The sequence below is a fragment of the Frankia torreyi genome (assembly GCF_000948395.1).
Classification (GTDB): domain Bacteria; phylum Actinomycetota; class Actinomycetes; order Frankiales; family Frankiaceae; genus Frankia; species Frankia torreyi.
The window spans coordinates 76,696-93,588 of the sequence record NZ_JYFN01000020.1; the positions used below are offsets into that span (position 1 = coordinate 76,696).

A 16,893-nucleotide genomic window follows, 5' to 3' on the forward strand; every position below is an offset into this window, starting at 1 on the left:
AACCTGTTGCGATGCCGGTTCCGTCACCCCTAGAAATCCGAAGCATGGATGAGCAGCCCCTGACCGAGCAGCGCCTGCCCGGCGGCCGGCATGTCGGGGGCGTCCGCATCGGCGACACCGTGCACCGCCCCGCCAATCCCTGGACCCCGGCGGTGCACGGGCTGCTGCGCCATCTCGACGCGGTCGGGTTCAGCGGTGCGCCGCGGGTGCTCGGCTTCGATGAGCGGGGCCGGGAGGTGCTGTCCTGGCTTGCCGGCGACACGATCGGCGAGCGGCGGCCGTGGCCGGCATGGGCGTTCTCCGACGAGGCGCTGGGCCAGGTCGGGGCGTGGCTGCGCCGGCTGCACGACGTCACCGCCGGCTACGTGCCGCCGACCGGCGCCGTCTGGCTGTCCGGGCGGCCGTGGCAGCCGGGCCTGGTCGTCGGCCACCACGACGCCTCGCCGTTCAACGCGGTGTGGGACGCCGCTGCCAACCGGCTTGTCGGGTTCGTCGACTGGGACACCGCCGGGCCGTCGTCCCGCGAGCTCGACCTCGCCTTCACCGCGCTGACCTGGGTGCCCCTGCACGCCCGCGCCGTCGTCGAAGCGCAGGGCTTCACCGCCTTCGACGACCGGCCCCGGCGGCTGCGCCTGCTGCTGGACGCCTACGACTACGACGGCGACCGGGCCGCGTTCGGCCCCGCCGTCGCCGCCCGGGCCCGGCTCAACGCCGCGGTCATCGACCGGCTGGGTATCGACGCGCTACGGCCCATCGCCGCCGACTTCGAGCAGGCCGCCCGCGAGATCGAGGCCCTGCCGCCCGCCTTCTGGACCTGACCGCTGCCCGACACCGAACCCTGGGCCTGCGCTCAGGCGGCGCACAGCAACCCCACAGGCTCGGCTCGCACTCTCATCACCAATCGGCGTTCCTCCCACGGAGCGCGGCCGGTGAGAGGGAGACGATGGCCACACGCGAACAGGGGATCCGACGGGTAGGTCCCGTCACGACCGGGCTGGTCGCCGTCGCGGCCGCCGGCGTCATCGGTTTCGGCGTCCTCGCCCACGAGCACACCGCCGCCACGGACGACGACACCTCCGCCACCGCGACGAGCGGCACCACTTCCGACACAGGCAGCACCTCGGGCAGTACCGGCACCGCCTCGGGCAGTACCGACTCTTCGGGTAGCACCGGTTCCTCGGGCAGCACAAGCTCCTCGGGCAGCGCCTCGGACAGCACGAGCTCCGGCACCTCGTCCTCGAGCGGGACCTCGCCGTGGAGCACCGACGGCCAGGCGCACGCCACCACGGGTGGCTCCTGAGATGGCCGCGACCACGAGACCCCGCCCCGCCGCGGTACCGAACTCCGACCGATCCGAGCCGGCCTCGGCCGCCTGGCCGGTCTGGAGCACCACCGCGCAGGTCGTGGTGACCGACCCGGACCGCCTCGACGCCGCGCGGCGGCTCGTTGCCGACCAGCTCGCGGCCGTCGACGCCGTGGCCAGCCGCTTCCGCGCCGACGCGGAGATCGTCCAGCTCGACGCCGCCGACGGGACGCCCCAGCAGGTCAGTCCCCTGCTCGCCGAGCTGATCGGCGTGGCGCTGGCCGCCGCCCGCCAGACCGGCGGGGCCGTCGACCCCACCCTCGGCGGCCCGCTCGCCGACCTCGGCTACGACCGGGACATCGCCCAGCTTGCCGCCGGCGGCCCGCCCGTGCGGGTGGTGCGCCGACCGGCGCCGGGCTGGCAGCGGGTCCGCCTGACCGGGCGGTTGCTGACCCTGCCCGCGGACGTCCAGCTCGACCTCGGCGCAACGGCGAAGGCGCACACCGCCGACCGCTGCGCCGCGCTGGTCGCCGACCGGCTGGGCACCGGAGTCCTGGTCAGCCTGGGCGGGGACATCGCCACCGCGGGGCCGCCGCCACCGGGCGGCTGGCGGGTCCGGGTGCTGGACCAGCCGGGCGAGCCGGCGTGCACGGTCGGCCTGCCGCCCGGGACCGCGCTCGCGACGTCGAGCACGCTCGGGCGCCGCTGGCGGCGCGGGCACCAGCTGCTGCACCATGTGCTGGACCCGCGGACCTGCCAGCCGGCGCCGGCGGTGTGGCGAACCGTCACCGTGGCCGCCGCGAGCTGCCTGGCGGCGAACACGGCGAGCACGGCGGCGATCGTGCGCGGCCCGGCGGCGCCCGATGCGCTGCGCCGCGAGGGGCTCGCCGCCCGACTGGTCGACGCGGACGGCACGGTGGTCACCGTGGCCGGCTGGCCGTCCCCGACGCAACGGTCGGCGCCGGCGGCGGTCGCGCCCGAGGCGGTCGCGCCCGAGGCGGAACAGGCGGTGCGATCCGCGGTCGCGCCCGGGATGGAGGAGACCGTCGAGCGAGACTCGACGGAAGCGCGATCGGGGATGCCCGGCCCGCGGGACGCCGGGGCCACCCGATGACCACCGACACGCTCTGGTACACCGCCCGGGGCAGCGGCACCGTGGCGCTGCTGCTGCTCACGCTCACGGTCGTCCTCGGCGTGGTGGCCCGTTCGGGCCGGGGTCTGGCGGGCCTGCCGGGCTTCGCGGTCGCCGCCGTGCACCGCAGCGCGGGCCTGCTCGCCGTCGTGTTCGTCGCCCTCCACGTCGTGACCCTGCTGCTCGACCCGTACGCGCAGCTTGCCCTGCCCGACGTGGTCCTCCCCTTCGGCGCGGGGTACCGCCCGCTGTGGGTCGGCCTGGGGACGGTGGCCCTCGACCTGCTGGCGGCGGTGGCGCTGACCAGCCTGCTGCGCCGGCGCGTCGGCGCCCGGATCTGGCGCGCGGTGCACTGGGCCGCCTACGGCGCCTGGCCGGTGGCCGTGGCGCACGGCCTCGGCGCCGGCAGCGACACGGGCACGCCGTGGCTGTGGGCGGTGGCCGTATGCTGCGTGCTCGCCGTCGCCGGGGCGCTGAGCTGGCGCCTGTCGGTGGGATTCGCCGCGTTCCACCGGTCCCGGCCGTTAGCCCCGACCGAGCCCCGGCCGGGCGGGGTCGATGACTCCCCCCTGCGGGCCCTGCGCACCGTCCCCGCGCACGGCCCCGTCCCCGCGCACGGCCCCGTCTCCGCGCACGGCCCCGTCTCCGCGCACGGCCCCGTCTCCGCGCACGGCCCCGTCTCCGCCGTCGGCGGCCACCTCGACCGGCCCGCGACGGCCGCCGCGGCGATCCCGCCCGTCCAGACCATGCGCGGCGCCGCTGGGGACAGCCCCGCGGCAGCCGCCGACCGATGGGACCCGCGATGACCGTCGAGCACACTGTTGAGCCCTGGCCGGCCGGCGTCCACCCGGTCCGCGGCGTCGGGGACGCACCGAGCGTGGCCGGCACCGCCGGCACCACGAACCCGCCGGGCACCGCCGGCACCACAAACCCGCTGGGCATGCCCGGCGCCGCGGACCTGCCGGGCACCGTCCGCGCCATGAACCTGCCGGATACGGTCGGCGTCGGCGGGCACGCCGCCCAGCGGCTGCTGGCCCTCGCCGCCCCCGACCTGCTCGGCCACCACCGCCGGTGCGGGCCGCTGCCCTGGCGCGGCCCCGGCGGGCCGCTGCTGCGCGAGATCCACGACGCGGGGCTGACCGGACGGGGCGGCGCGGCCTTCCCGACCTGGCAGAAGCTGGCCGCCGCCGCGCAGGCCGCGTGCCCGCCCGGCGCGGACCGCCCCGGGCGGCGCCGGGCGGGCACGGGCGGGGGCACCGGACGGCCACGGGCGGGCGGCACGCCCGTCGTCGTCGCCAACGCCGCCGAGGGTGAGCCCGAGAGCGCGAAGGACGCGACCCTGCTCGCCGCCGCGCCGCACCTCGTCCTCGACGGCGTGCAGCTCGCCGCCGAGGCGGTCGGCGCCGGGGAGGCGTTCGTCTACGTCAAGGCCGGCAGCGCCGCCGCGGTAGCCGTGCGGCAGGCGGTGGCCGAACGGCGGGCCGCCGGCTGGGACCGCTGCGGGATCGAGGTCCGCGAGGCGCCGGCGACGTTCCTCGCCGGGGAGGCGTCCGCGGTCGTCGCGGCGCTCGACGGGGCCGCGGCCCGACCCCGCGCGCACTGGCGACCGCTGGCCGACACCGGCCTGCACGGGCGTCCGACGCTGGTGCACAACGTCGAGACCCTCGCCCACCTGGCGACGATCGCGCGCTGGGGCGCCGCCTGGTTCCGCTCCGTCGGGACCGCCGACGAGCCCGGCACGCTCCTGGTCACGGTGACGGGAGCCGTCGCCGCGCCGGGAGTCGTCGAGGTGCCGTACGGAACCCCCCTTGGCGATCTCGTCGGGTCCCGCGGCGGCGCCGTCGAACCGGTCGGCGCCCTGCGGATCGGCGGATTCGCCGGCACCTGGCTGCCCGGCGGCGTGGCGCCCGCGGTGCCGATGTCGCGGGAGGGACTGGCGTCCTGGGGCGCCACGCCGGGACCGGGGATCGTCTCCGTGCTGCCCGCCCGGGCCTGCGGGCTGGCCGAGACCGCCCGCATCGTCGGCTACCTGGCCGCGCAGAACGCCGGCCAGTGCGGCCCGTGCGTCAGCGGGCTGCCGCAGCTCGCCCGGTCGGTCGCCGGCATGGCCGGGGTCGCCGGCCGGGACACGGCGCCGGACGGGGAGAACCCGGCCCAGGCGGCGAGCCGGTCGCTGCGCCTGGCCGCTCTGGTCGCGGGCCGCGGCGCCTGCCACCATCCCGACGGCGTGGCCCGCCTCGTGCACAGCGCGCTGCGCACGTTCGCCGCCGACATCCGCGCGCATGCCCAGGGCCACTGCCTCGGCTCGGCCCACCTGACCTGACCGCGGACGACCCCGCCGGCCACCCGGCGCACACGCACAGGCAGGCACGACTCGGGCAGCCACTCAGGCAGCCACAGGAGGAGACAGCATGCCCGGCATACCGCAACGGCGACGGACCGCCCCGGCCGGCGCCCCGAACGGCGACCCGACCGGCGACCCGGACTCCACGGCGGGCGGCGGCGGACCCGCGGTCGGCCCGGCCCGGCTGTGGATCGACTGGACGGCCTGCGACGCCCGCGGCTGGTGCGCCGAGCTGCTCCCGGAACTGCTCACCCGCGATCCCGACGGCTACCCCCTGGCCCGCGCCCCCGGCGTCCGGACCACCCGGCACGTCACGATCCCCCTGCGGCTCGCCGGCCACGCCCGCCGAGCCGTCGACGCCTGCCCCCGCCTCGCCCTGCGCCTGCTGCCCGACGGATGAGCGCATGGCCGGGCACGCCGCCGAACCAGGGATAATTCTCGGGAACCTCCGGGTGAGGGAACGGGATTGCGGGGTACAGCAAGGTCACGACAGTACCGGCCGACGACCGAAGGAGAAGAGGAGTTCCCATGACGAGGCCCAACACGGTGCACGATGCCGGTACCGAGCAGCTTCCCGTCAATCCGCCTGCCGACCGGCCCTACGGCCAGCCCTACCGTGAGCCGTACCCGCCCCAGAACTCGCCGCAGTACGGCGGATACGGCACCTGGGAAAGCGACCAGACCGGCTATCTTCCGTACCCGGACAATAACCAGGCGCAGATGCAGTACGGCTACCAGCAGCCGGTCGGGCCGCGCCCGGAATCGTCCGGGACGCGGGCGCTGTGGATTCTCGCCTTCGTTTTCTCGGCGGTGGCGCTGTTCGTACCGTTCGTCGGTTTCGCCGCCATCGCCTGCGGCGCCGTGGCCTGGGGCAAGGGCAGCCGCCGAGGCAAGCTCGCGACCTTCGTCGCCATCGCGGCCACGATCGTCGGCTGGGTCCTCAGCATCCTGATCTACACGTCCTGACCCACGCCGCGGCCGTCCACAGCACCGTCGGACGGCCGGAGCGGGGCCCCGCCGCACCCGGCGGCGAGGCCCTGTTCGTTCGCCGTGCCGCACCGCGGCCGACCCCCCGCCGCGGTGCGGCACCTCCCGACCCGCCCCCGCCCGCATGACCCGACGGTCGGCGGCGCGCCGCCCGATGCATGCCACCGATGCAGCGGGCGCCTGGGATCCGAGCCGGGTGGCGTCGGGCGGGGTCAGCCCACCGGCGGCTCGTCCGGCTCGTCCGGCCCAGCCGGCCCGGCCGGCCCGTCGTCGGCGAGGTCGCCGGGTGGGCCGTTCGGATCGGGACGAGGCCTCACGGGCGCCGAGGGATCCGGGTTCGCGTCGTCGCGTCGTGCGGCGGTGCCACCGCGACCGGCGTCAGGTTCCGTGGTCCGGGAGAGGCCGGGGATCGGTATCCCGTTGCCCAGCGGGATCGACGCGGGCAGCGGCAGATCGCGTTCGACCTGCCGGATCGTGCGCTCGGCCACGAGCAGCGTGAGGCTGACCCGACCGGACCCGGGGTGCGCTCTCGTCAACCGGCCCGCGCGCAGGGCGATGCTCACCTCTGCCAGCGCGAACTCGACGATCAGCCGGATTCTCGTCCTCGACAACAACAGCTCGCCGGCGAGGATGTCGGCCTCGCGGCCATACTCCACGGTCGAGGTGTGGGAGCCCAGGATGAGCGTCTCGGTCGCCTGCGGGGACGCGGCGGAGCGGTGCGCCGCCTCCCGGATCACCGGCCACTCCGCCCACGCGTCGATGATCATGCCAACCAGGTCGATGCGCAGGAACCGGAGGATCTCGGCGGCGAGCTCGCCGGCAACGCGAAGGATCACATCCGGCGAGATCTGCGCCGCCCGAAGGGAATTGCTGACCTCGCTGAGCTCGGTCGCCAACTGGCGACCCAGCCTCGCGACGCTTTGCCCGGCCGCGAACAGCATCCCGCCCGCCTGGAGCAGATCGAATGGCACGGGCTCCCCGTCGGACGTGGCCGGCGGCTCCGGCGGGGCGGCCTGGTCGTCGGGCCGCTGGTCCGCCTGCCCCGGCTCGCCGGCCTGGTCGGCCGGGCGCCCGGTCGGCTGGTCCGACCCGGCGGCGCCATCTCGTTCCGGCGGCTCACCCCGATCCGCCGGCACGCTCCGATCCGGCGGTGAGCGCCGATGGTCCGGCCGGACCATCGGCGCCGGGTGGGCGCGCACCGGGGTTCTCGCCGGTGGGCGGCGTCCGGCGGGGCGCGGGTGGCTCCGGAACCGGGTCCGCGGGGCCGCGGATGACGGGCAGTGGCTGGGTCGTGTCCGGATCCCCGGGGTTCGCGTTCACGGCCGCTCTCCTTCCCGAGTCCCGGCGGAGGCCTGTACCTGCGCCCGCTCAGATCTCCCGCTGCGCGGCGGAACCTCGTCTCGCTCCGGGGACCCGTCGTCGCCCCGCGCGCCGGCGATCGTCCATCGCCCGGAGCGAACGGGGGCAAGGTCGTGGGTTCGCAGGCAGACGGCGGGGCCGGCCGGCCCACCCGGGCCGCCCTCGTCCGCGCTCACGACGACACGGGGTGCAGCCGCGACGGACCAGCGCAGGCGGGGCGATGCCACCGGCGCGCCGTCGGCCGCGGCGGGCGGTCGGACCCGCACCGAGTCGAGGGAGCCGCCGATCACAAGCCGCACCGGTGCAGGCGGTGCCGCGGGGAGGATCCGGCGCACCGCGACCGGCGGCGCCGACGCCGGCCGCACCCACAGATGTGGCGGCACGCCGCCGACCGCGGCCGGCGTCAGGGCGCGCGTCCGCACCCGTACCGGCGGGTTCCCGCTACGGCTCGGCGGCGGATGACCGTCGGTCCGACGCACCACGAGACGCACCGCGGGATAAGGGGGAAGCGGGCTGGGCGGGGTCGACGGCCTGATCGGTGGCGGCCGCCGCGGGGACAACGGTGCCGCGGGGCGTGCCGACGGGCGCGGCGGGTCCGGCGCCCTACCGACCGGCACCCTGTCGGCCGGCACCCGGTCGACTGGCACCCTGTCGACCCGCGTTGGACGGACCGGTGGGTGACCGACTGGGACCGGTTGCGCGCGCCCGCTCAGCCGCCGTCGCACCCGGGGCGCCACGATCGCCAGTACGACCAAGCTGCTGGCCACGCCCAGGATCGCCGGCCCGGTCACGGGGAGGCCACCGTCGGCGGGCGGATCCTGCACCGAGACGACGGCCGGCGGGACGTTCTTCACCGGTCGCGGGCTGGGCAGGGCGCACAGGCCGTCCTGCCCCCGAGTCGTCCCGTCCGGGCAGCGTGTCGGAACCCGGGCGCACGCCCCGGAGACCGTGCGGACGAGGCCGGCGGGGCACCGCGCCGTGACCGGCGCGCAGAGCCCCGCCGCGGTCCGGTTGGTGCCGGTGGGGCAGGCGGACACCGTTTCTACACAGACGCCGCCGATCGTCCAGGCCGTGCGCGCGGGGCAGGCCGACCCGGTGCACAGCTCGCCGTCCAGCGCGGTCCCGGCGGGGCAGCGTGCCGTCCGCCCGGCCGGGCAACGGCCCCCTGACCTGGAGGGGCTGCCATCGGGGCAGGACCACGACGGCGACACGGCGCAGCGATCCGGCGGCTCGACGGTCCCCCGCGGGCAGGACGGGGTCGCGTCGCCGACGACGCAGGACGTGGTGCCGGCCGGTGCGTCACGGCCGGCGCAGCGGATCTGGACCGGGATGACGCACCGGTCGAGGTCGTCGATGTCGGCCCGGTCGTAACCGGCCGGACAGCCCAGCGTCGGCGGAGTCACGCAGCGGTCCGAGGAGTCGGGGCGCACGCCGTCCGGGCAGCTCGACGCCGCCCGGGTCACGCAGCCCGCCGAGGTGGGCGGGCTGCCCGTCCCCGGACAGGTGGCCGTCGCCGCGTAGGTCGGCGCAACGACGCAACTTCCGTCGGACGTCCCGCCACCGTCGCGCGTCCCGACGCCGTCGCGCGTCCCGACGCCGTCGCGCGTCCCGACGCCGTCGCGCGTCCCGCCGTCTTCCGCGATCCCGGTGAGGCTGCGCGGCCCAGAGGTGCTCAGGCGCGGATTCGCCTGCGGCGGTGCGGGTGGGCAGGTCGTCTGGGAGCGAAGGCAGGTCGCGCCGGACCGGCTGTCGCCGTCGCGGCAGGTGTAGTCCGGCTCGCGGGTGCAGGTCGTGCCGTCCCTACTCGCGCCGGTGGGACACGTCCACGTCGGGTCGTGCGTGCATTCTCCGGTGCCGTCTCCGCGCCGGTTCCAGCCCTCGGGGCAGGTCACCGTGGCCGCCACGAGGCAGCTCTCGCCGGATCGGTCCCAGCCCCGCGGACAGGTCCGCTCGGGTGGCGTCTGGCATCCGCCGGCGCGCCGGGTCGCGCCCGACGGGCAGGTGAGCTCGGCGGCGGTCGAGCACCGGCCGGCGGTCGAGGTCCAGCCGGCCGGGCAGGACAGCGTCGCCGCGGCCGTGCACCCGCCCGCGGTCCGCGAGCCGCCCGCGCAGGCCACGGTCGGTGCCGCGCTGCACCTGCCGGTCGAGCGGACGAGGCTCGACCCGGGCGGACAGCGCGACGCCGTCGTGGACGCACCGGGGCCCGCGGCGGTGAGACCCACCGGATGGGCTGCCGCACCGGCGCCGCTGTCCACCGCACCGGTGACGCTGAGGGCAGCGGACGCCCGCGAACCGTCCGGCGCCGCCATCAGGACGACAGCGCACGCCGCGGCCAGCACGATGACGCGAAGAAATGTTACCGAAAACCAGCCGGCGGAAACGCCGAACCCGCGCATCATGCCTCACGCTTCCCCCGTCGGCATCTCGGCCCGGCGCCTCCCGCGAGCGCGGACCGATACAAGTGTCTCCCATGGTCACCCGCGAGCAGACATTTACCTGAAAAGGCCCGGCGAATCCGCGGATTTTCATCTTCCCGACAAACTGTCGTCGCTAAAGGCGACCGTCATCTGTCGCTGATGCCGTCATCTGTCGCTGATGCGGTGGGCGAGGTCTTCGGTCCAGAGCCGGTCCAGGTCGCCGGGCCGCAGCCCATATCCGGTGAACCGTTCGACGATGAGCAGGCCCTTGGCGATCCGGTTCCGCCAGCTCGTCAGGTCGATGCCGGCCAGGTAGGACGCCGCCTCGGGCCCGGCCGGATAGTCCTCGGTCAGCTCGCCCGCCGCGACGATGTCGCCGTCACGAGCCAGGGTCAGCCGGGTGACCGCGTTGATGTTCCAGAACATGCTCGCCGCGGGGCCGAGCCGGGACAGCGCGCGCATGGTCGCCGGGTCACTGCCCGCGAACCAGTTGTCCTCGGCGACCACGACCACGCCGGCCTCGGGCACGGCGAGGACCGCTATCCAGCCGGCGCGGTCCGGCAGGTCGATCAGGGAGACCAGCGATCGTCGGTGGCGCGGATCGGCGCCGAAGGCGCGCACCACGTCGTCGCGGTCGGCGCCGGACACGACGGTGATGGTGGCCGCCTCCGCCAGCATGCTGGAGTACACCCACCGCAGGTGGCCCTCGGGCGGAGCGGGCGGCTCCGGCTCGCGGCGCAACCGGTGACCGAGCTGGTCGGTGCGCCGGCGGACGAGTTCTGGCGCGGGTGGCGCGGGCCAGACCCACAGCTCGTAGGACTCGCCGCGGTTGGCGTCGTCCCGGCCGCGCGCGGCCACGCGCAGCCGGTAGTCGCCGGACCATGGCGGCGTCTGCTCCCGCAGGGCCTCCGCGGCAGGGGTGCCGTCCGAGCTGACCACCGACGCGGACCCGACGTCCGCGTGCCAGCTCACCTCGACGACCTCGTCCCAGTCCCGCAGGTTCCAGCCCCCGGGACGCGGCGAGTCGGGGTCCGGCGGCGGCTCGGCCAGGACGCGTAGCCGGATCCGGACGGTGCCCTCGGCCTGGCCGGTCCGGATCACCGCCCCGCCGGGGACCACGGTGACCAGGCCGTTGGCCGAGAATGCCGCGTCCGCGTCCGTGTCGACGCCCGTCGGGAAGGGGCCCTCGAACAGGCCGAACCGGTGGCCGCGCACCTGCACCGACCCGGCGCAGGAACGCGGGAGGCGGTACTCCGACCGACGCTTGGCCAGCAGGGCCTCGCCGTAGCCGGGCGGCATCGGCGCGCTCGCGAGGTAGACCGCGGCGGCGCCGAGCCCGGTGCCGACGATCACCGGGGGCCCGGCGATGAGCGGCGCCAGGGCGGCCGTCGGCAGGACCGCCGCGGCGACGGCGACACCGAGCGCGAGGTGCATCGCGCCGTGGCCCGCCGCGATCGCCGCCTCCGCCTCCGTCTCCGTCTCCGCAGGCTCGATATCGGCGTCGGCGAGCAGGGGCACGATCATGGGATGTCGCGCGAGGACGGTGAGCAGCGTCGAGACCATGGCCGAGGCCTCCGGCAACGCCTGGTCAAGGCGTTGCACCGCGCGCACCGCCGCGCCGTCGGGATCGCCCGTCCCGGCACGCTCCGCGAAGATGACCTGCCGCGGCAGCCGAAGCTCGGGTAGACCGGGCACGGGGGCCAGCCGCAGATCGTCCACCGCGAGCTCCAGCGCGCCGAGCAGCCGCTCGGCGACCGGCACGCCCAGCGCGCGCAGGGCCGCCACCACCGCGGAACCGCCGTGCCCCTGGCGGCGCGCGGCAAAGGACTGCATCTGCCCTGGTGGGGCCGACCGGGGACGGGCCGCTCCAAGGAAAGGCGCAGCCGCGCCGAGGCGGCCGACCACCGCCGCGGGCGCGGCCGGCACCCGGGCGGCGAGCTGCGGCAGCACCTCGGCCACGACCTCGGCGAGTGCCTGCGCCACCTCGCCGCTCACGCCGCCCGGCGGGCCGCCCAGCCGCCCGGAACGCGCCCGCCCAGGACCGGCCCGCCCAGGACCCGCCTGATCGGACTCAGCCTGCGCTCCCGGCGCCGAACGCCGCAGGCTCTGCCCCTCGTCCGCCATCCACCCACTCCTACCGAACTCGTCAGCTTCCGACTCCATCTGGCGAGCAGGCTAGGCAGGGGGTCCGACAGAAATCGGCAGACAGTGGCTGACCAGGTCGTCCACGCGCACAGTCGGATCCGGGATGGCCGCGGTGGCACCCGTCGGTGCCGGATCCGTTGCCCTGGATGAACCACGCCGTAGGCAGCCGCTCGCCGTCCGGCCGGCGCGGCCGCCGCCTCCCACCGGCCACACCGACGCCGATCTCGGTCGGACGCGCCGATCTCGGTCGGACGCGCCGATCTCAGGGGCGCCGCCGGCCGAACCGGCGGCGCCGAGGCGGTTCGGCGGCGGGCTCGTCCTCCACCGCGGGGGTGCCGAAGCCGGCGAGGGCCGCGAGCGGCTGATCCGGATCGAGGCGCAGGTCGTCCGGGACGAGTCCGTCGAGTTCGCCCGGTCCGAAGCGGCGCCGCTTCGCCGTCCACCACAGCGCGCCCTCGGGCCGGCCCACCACCTGGTAGGAGCCGTCCGGCAACAGGATCGCGTGACCGCCGCCGTCAAACAGCACGGCGGTCGCCACGGGAGCCCAGGATCCCGCATCCCAGTAGCGGATCGTGCGATCGGCGCCGGCGACGGCGATCGTGCGACCGTCCGCGGCGAAGACGACGTCGATCACCGGCCCGCATGCACACACGAGTTCGGCGGCGAGCCGGCCCGACGAGACGTCCCAGATCCACAGCCGCCCCTGGCCGTTGCGCTGCCCCCCGGCGGCAAGCAACCGTCCGTCCGGGGAGAAGGCGAGTGCCGCCATCGACCCTTCGGGCAAGGGTTCGATCGTCAGCGCCTCGGCCGTCTCCGCCACCCACACGCCGACGCCGTCACCGCCCGCGGCCACCAGCCATCCCGTCCGCGAGAAGCTCGCCGCGGCAGGGTCGCCGATGACCATCGGACCGGAGCGCCAGTGTTGCTCCTCCATCTGCCACAGGCGCAGAAGGTTGTCTTCGAGGCAGGCGACCTGTTCGTCTGACGGTGCGAAGGCCAACGACCGGACCGCCCCGCCACCGAGGGTGGGCACCGCGCCCTCAGAGCCGAGGACGTACTCGATTGACGTCGACCTGACCAGAGAGAAGGGCCTCAGACCGCCGAGGGCGAGGACCTCCCTGTTCGGGAAGAAGGCCACCACGTGCCCCATGCCCGCAGCGGCAAGCACGTCCGGCAGTGGAAGGCCGCGCGGCAGGGGGCGACGTGCCCAGCCCGGTGGCAGGATCCGCAGAATCCTCACCCAGTGCTTGTACCTGTTGTCCGCGAGCGCGACAGTGCGGCCATCTTCGGACAGGACGGCGAGTGGGGCCCTGGGGCCCAGGGCTGGCCGCCACGAGGCCAGAGCGTCCATCTTCGCCAGATCGCTGTGCGAGCCACCGGCCACGTCGAGGCCGAAGGTGCCGAGGGAATGGGGAATGATCATCTGGCCCGTGCCGAGGTGGTGTGCCGCGAGCTCGCCGCCGGCGCCCCCGAGATTCCTCGATGTGACGATCATGGTGCCGGTGGCGGAGAAGTGGGCGCTGTAGTCGTGGGCGGTGGCGACATGGTTATGGGAGACCGCGCGCCGCTGTCCGGACAGGACGTGATGCACTCCCAGGTACCCGAGGTCGTTGACCACGGCCAGCAGGGTGCCGGACGGCGAGAACACCGGCCGGCTGTCCGGCGCTGCCTCCCATTCCGCCACCGCTCTTTCGACGAGCGGTTTCGAGGTGCCGCCCGTCGGGCGACGACGCATCGGCGGCGGCCACAGCCGCACCGTGCCGGAGCCGACAGTGGCCAGCATTCCGTCTGTCGAGAAGGCCACCGCGGTGCAGCCGGCCGGTTCGACCTGCTGTTCGGCGACCATCCGGTCCGCGGCGGTGTCCCACAGGCGCAGCCAGCCGTCGAGCCAGGCGGTGGCCATCCGTCTCCCACCGTCGAGGACGGCACCGGCGTGGTCGCTGCCCGCGTGGGCGAACAGTTCCGCGGCCAGCCGGCCCGACGCGACCTGCCAGATCCGCGTCCAACCGTCGGCGTCGCGCGACACGAGCAGCGCGCCGGACAGAGCGAACGCCAGCCCCTCGGCCATGCCTGGCGCGATCGCCCACTCCGCCCATCGACGCCCCGTGGCCACCTCCCAGACCCGCAACCGGTGATCGGCGCCGGCCGCGGCCAGCAGGGAGCCGTCGGCAGCGAGGGTCACCGCCCGGTGCGCGGCCGATTCCATCGTCCAGTGAGCGCCCGCCGTGCCGGTCGGAACGTCCCAGGTCCGCACCTCGCCATCGGCACCGACGGTGACCAGCCGGTCGGCAGCGGTGAAGGCCATCGACCGTACCCGGGCCGGGTGCTGCAGGACGGACAGCACCCCGAGGTCGGCCACGTCGAAGATCAGCACCGCCGGTCCGGTGGCCACCGCAAGCAGGCTCTCGTCCGGGGAGAACACGGCGGTCGTGCCGACGGCGCCGACGGGCCGCAGCACGGGTCGCGGGCGGTCGCGGCCGGACAGAACGGCTGGCGCCAGCTCGTCGGCGTCGCGGGCGTCCTCGTCGAGGACGGGGTCGATCAGGACCGCGCGATCCCAGCGACTGCCGGCCAGGCGCGCCGCGGTCAGCCGCGGGCGGACGAGCCAGGCGTCGCGCAGGTCGGCGTCGGTGAGGTCCGCGCCGGTCAGGTCGACGTCGTGCAGGCGCAGCCCGGACAGGTTCGCCCGGGTGAGGTCGGCGTAGCGGAGATCCTCTCCGGACAGGTCACGGCGGCGCAGGTCCTGGTCGACGAGCTGGAGGGTGCCGAGCCGGAAGCCGAGCCGCCGGCTGAGCGCGAGAGCGTTGTCTCTGCCCGCCTGGACGGGATGCATGGCGCGGCGCACGATAGGTCTCTCCCAGTCGATCCCAAAGTGCTCCCCCTCCTCCAGCAATTGGTCGTACCTGGTCAGCGCGGCGCGGGCCCAGGCCTGCAGGAGGGCGCGGTCGGCTGAGCCGGCGAGAAAGTCGACCATCAGCTCGGACATCTCGCGGCGCTCCAGCAACGCCCCGGCATCGTCGCCGCCGGCGGCGAGCTGGGCGGCGGCGGCCACGGCGACCAGGTACTCCATCACCGAACGGTGCGCGAAACAGAAGCGGTCGTCGTCGCCGCGGCGCAGCAGGCTGCCGGAGCCGACGGCGAACGCCGCCTCGGCGACGCTGAGCCGGGCCGCACTCAGATCGGTCAGCGCGTCCTGCACCGTCTCGGTGAGCTCGCCGAGAGCGATGGCGTCCCCGCCGCTGTCCCACAGCGCGACGGCGAGGGCGTCGACGGCGGTGCGGAGCTGGGTTTCGTTCAGGCTCTGGTGCGACCCGGGGGTCGGCCGGCGGCGGGCGGCCTCGAAGCGCAGCCACCGTTCGATCAGGGCGGCGTACAGGTCGGCGGAGCTGATCGTCCCGTCCGCCGACCGGGCGGCGAGCAGATCCGCCTCCGGCAGTTCGGCGATGAAGGACAACATCCGCGGGTTCGCCGAGAGCCCAAGCAGGTCGCGGATGTCGTGGATGAGGCGCAGCCGCGCGTCGGCTCGCCGCTCGGCCTGCCGGCGGCGGACGGCCTGGGCAGCGACGTTGTCCGCGGCGGTGGCGTCGGCGAGGGTGAACAGGCGGATGAGGAACTCGCGGATCTGGGGCTCGTCGAAGTCGGCGAGGCGGATCAGCCGGCTGCCGGCGAGCTGGCTGACCCGTTCCCCGAACGCGGTGCGCCACTGGTCGTCGGAGGCGAAGTGCTGGGTGCGGCTGGTCAGCACCACCTTCGCCCGGCCGGACACCGCGTCGAGGATCATCCGCAGATGCTCGGCGGCGCGGTCGAACGTGACCCGCTGGGCGAGCTCGTCGAAGCCGTCGAAGAGCAGCACCACCCGGCCGCGGTCCAGCATGCGCCGCACCGCGGGGACCTTCGCGTCCGGCTCGCCGACCTTCGACAGATGCAGCGCCAGCAGGTCGTCGACGTGATGGCTCTTCTCCAGCGCGCGCAGCTCGACGAGCATCGGCACGACCTTCGGCAGCTCCGCGGGCAGCCGCCTGGCCAGCTCACGCAGCAGGAAACTCTTGCCGTGGCCGAACTCGCCGAGGACGAGCAGCAGCCGCGCCGACTCCACATCCATCCAGTCGACCATCGCGGTGAACACGTCGGCGGCGGGGCGGTCCGCGGGGGCGTCGTCGAGCAGGACGTAGCGTTGCGGCACGTACAGCTCGGGCGGATAGCTCGGATCCGCCGCCAGCCGCCGCGACTGGCGCATCAGGTAGCCGCGCAGATCCCAACGGCCCTCGAACTCCGCCAGGCTCCGCAGCCGGATTCCCCTCGTCCGCCTGGCCCACCGGCGCAGCTCCGGTTCGGCGAATCCCGCGCCGTAGACCAGGTCCGACTCGAGGTAGGTGTCGCGTGCCTCGTACCGGAGATGGACGAGCCGGTGGAACGCGTCCACCATGTCCCGATCCGGCCGGCCGGGGCACAGCCCGACCGGCCACACGCCGCGTTCGCCGTCGCGCTCCCCCTCGACCTCCAGATGGACGAGCGGGACGGTACGCCGCCCGATCCGCGCCGTGACAGCAGCCATCGGCCGCACCGACGCCCCCGGGTAACGGTCGGCGCAGGCGTCGCGCACCCAGGTCAGGAACGCCGCCGGCGGGTCCAGCCCGGGAAAGTCGGGCGGCGGGGTGCCCGTGCCGCCGACGGCCGGCGGGAACGGCGGCTGCTCGGCCGGGACGAGATGGCCGTCGCGGGCGCCACGCAGGCCACGCAGCAGCGCCCGGCGGGCATCGTGCTCGTCGACGTCGAACAGGTCGACGCGGACCAGCGGGCGCAGCAGCCCCGGCGGCTCGCACGCCTCGACCCGGACCGGAACGACAACCCGCTCCCCCGGCTCGTAACGGGCCTGCCACTCGGCGCCCGCCCAGGTGGAACGCAGGAACGCCGCGGACAGGACGAGCAGCACATGGTCGGCGCGGGCCAGGCAGTCGTCCATCCACGCCACGACGTTCGTGCCCGGCACCGAATGCCAGGCCTGCACATCGACCTGCCAGCCGGCGGCCCGAAGCTGCCAGGCGATCCACTCCGCCCACGCCTCGTCGGCAGACGCATAGCTGACAAAGACGGTCCGAACCTCCGCGTCCGGCCCGTCACTCCCCGAAGCCACCCGAACAGGGTCTCACCGGCGTCCACCCGCGACGCCTCGCGGTCCGGAATCGGGCGTGCGGCGGGAGGGTGC

At 75.5% G+C, this 16,893-nt stretch carries 11 protein-coding genes; 6 read left to right on the top strand and 5 right to left on the bottom strand.

What is annotated here, in order from left to right; all coding sequences use genetic code 11:
• Nucleotides 1–44 precede the first annotated feature (44 nt).
• Nucleotides 45–818: a phosphotransferase gene (locus FF36_RS14350; protein ID WP_242418891.1), complete on the top strand. Its 774-nt coding sequence runs from the start codon at nucleotides 45–47 to the stop codon at nucleotides 816–818.
• Between the two features lie 76 nt (nucleotides 819–894).
• Here FF36_RS14350 and FF36_RS35955 read toward each other — a convergent pair whose 3' ends face one another.
• Nucleotides 895–1,287 carry a hypothetical protein gene (locus FF36_RS35955; protein ID WP_044885547.1) on the bottom strand — a complete coding sequence of 131 codons (393 nt, stop codon included), beginning with the start codon at nucleotides 1,285–1,287 and terminating at the stop codon, nucleotides 895–897.
• Nucleotides 1,288–1,301: 14 nt separating this feature from the next.
• On the opposite strand from FF36_RS35955, the gene FF36_RS14360 reads away from it, so the two are divergent.
• The 5 genes from FF36_RS14360 to FF36_RS14380 all read left to right on the top strand — a co-directional run bounded on the left by FF36_RS14360 (nucleotide 1,302) and on the right by FF36_RS14380 (nucleotide 5,745).
• Entirely contained in the window at nucleotides 1,302–2,417 is a 1,116-nt protein-coding gene (locus FF36_RS14360) for an FAD:protein FMN transferase (RefSeq protein ID WP_044885548.1), read from the top strand.
• A complete protein-coding gene (locus tag FF36_RS14365; RefSeq protein WP_044885549.1) occupies nucleotides 2,414–3,241 on the top strand; it encodes a ferric reductase-like transmembrane domain-containing protein in 828 nt (275 codons plus the stop codon). The genes FF36_RS14360 and FF36_RS14365 overlap by 4 nt, the downstream gene beginning before the upstream one ends.
• Entirely contained in the window at nucleotides 3,238–4,758 is a 1,521-nt protein-coding gene (locus FF36_RS14370; protein ID WP_055867364.1) for an NADH-ubiquinone oxidoreductase-F iron-sulfur binding region domain-containing protein, read from the top strand. Before FF36_RS14365 ends, FF36_RS14370 begins: the two co-directional genes overlap by 4 nt.
• 88 nt (nucleotides 4,759–4,846) lie before the next feature.
• A complete protein-coding gene (locus tag FF36_RS31545) occupies nucleotides 4,847–5,179 on the top strand; it encodes a ferredoxin (RefSeq protein ID WP_052681119.1) in 333 nt (110 codons plus the stop codon).
• Between the two features lie 128 nt (nucleotides 5,180–5,307).
• Nucleotides 5,308–5,745: a DUF4190 domain-containing protein gene (locus FF36_RS14380; protein ID WP_044885550.1), complete on the top strand. Its 438-nt coding sequence runs from the start codon at nucleotides 5,308–5,310 to the stop codon at nucleotides 5,743–5,745.
• A gap of 233 nt (nucleotides 5,746–5,978) precedes the next feature.
• Here FF36_RS14380 and FF36_RS14385 read toward each other — a convergent pair whose 3' ends face one another.
• From FF36_RS14385 to FF36_RS14405, 4 genes are all read right to left on the bottom strand, one after another.
• Complete coding sequence (locus tag FF36_RS14385; protein ID WP_044885551.1) at nucleotides 5,979–6,902, bottom strand: hypothetical protein; 924 nt, start codon at nucleotides 6,900–6,902, stop codon at nucleotides 5,979–5,981.
• Nucleotides 6,903–7,082: 180 nt separating this feature from the next.
• Nucleotides 7,083–9,524 (bottom strand): hypothetical protein, encoded by a 2,442-nt coding sequence (locus FF36_RS14395; RefSeq protein ID WP_055867372.1) that lies wholly within the window; start codon nucleotides 9,522–9,524, stop codon nucleotides 7,083–7,085.
• A gap of 183 nt (nucleotides 9,525–9,707) precedes the next feature.
• Nucleotides 9,708–11,666, bottom strand: coding sequence for a DUF6461 domain-containing protein (locus FF36_RS14400; protein WP_052681120.1), 1,959 nt, complete (start codon nucleotides 11,664–11,666; stop codon nucleotides 9,708–9,710).
• A 283-nt stretch (nucleotides 11,667–11,949) separates the two neighbouring features.
• Nucleotides 11,950–16,821 carry a TIR domain-containing protein gene (locus FF36_RS14405; protein ID WP_044885554.1) on the bottom strand — a complete coding sequence of 1,624 codons (4,872 nt, stop codon included), beginning with the start codon at nucleotides 16,819–16,821 and terminating at the stop codon, nucleotides 11,950–11,952.
• Nucleotides 16,822–16,893: the final 72 nt, after the last annotated feature.

Excerpts from the sequence above, each read along its gene's own strand:
- FF36_RS14360 (WP_044885548.1), top strand. The coding sequence starts at position 1,302 with ATGGCCGCGACCACGAGACCCCGCCCCGCCGCGGTACCGAACTCCGAC.
- FF36_RS14365 (WP_044885549.1), top strand. The coding sequence starts at position 2,414 with ATGACCACCGACACGCTCTGGTACACCGCCCGGGGCAGCGGCACCGTG.
- FF36_RS14350 (WP_242418891.1), top strand. The coding sequence starts at position 45 with ATGGATGAGCAGCCCCTGACCGAGCAGCGCCTGCCCGGCGGCCGGCAT.
- FF36_RS14380 (WP_044885550.1), top strand. The coding sequence starts at position 5,308 with ATGACGAGGCCCAACACGGTGCACGATGCCGGTACCGAGCAGCTTCCC.
- FF36_RS14400 (WP_052681120.1), bottom strand. The coding sequence starts at position 11,666 with ATGGCGGACGAGGGGCAGAGCCTGCGGCGTTCGGCGCCGGGAGCGCAG.
- FF36_RS14395 (WP_055867372.1), bottom strand. The coding sequence starts at position 9,524 with ATGATGCGCGGGTTCGGCGTTTCCGCCGGCTGGTTTTCGGTAACATTT.
- FF36_RS14370 (WP_055867364.1), top strand. The coding sequence starts at position 3,238 with ATGACCGTCGAGCACACTGTTGAGCCCTGGCCGGCCGGCGTCCACCCG.
- FF36_RS31545 (WP_052681119.1), top strand. The coding sequence starts at position 4,847 with ATGCCCGGCATACCGCAACGGCGACGGACCGCCCCGGCCGGCGCCCCG.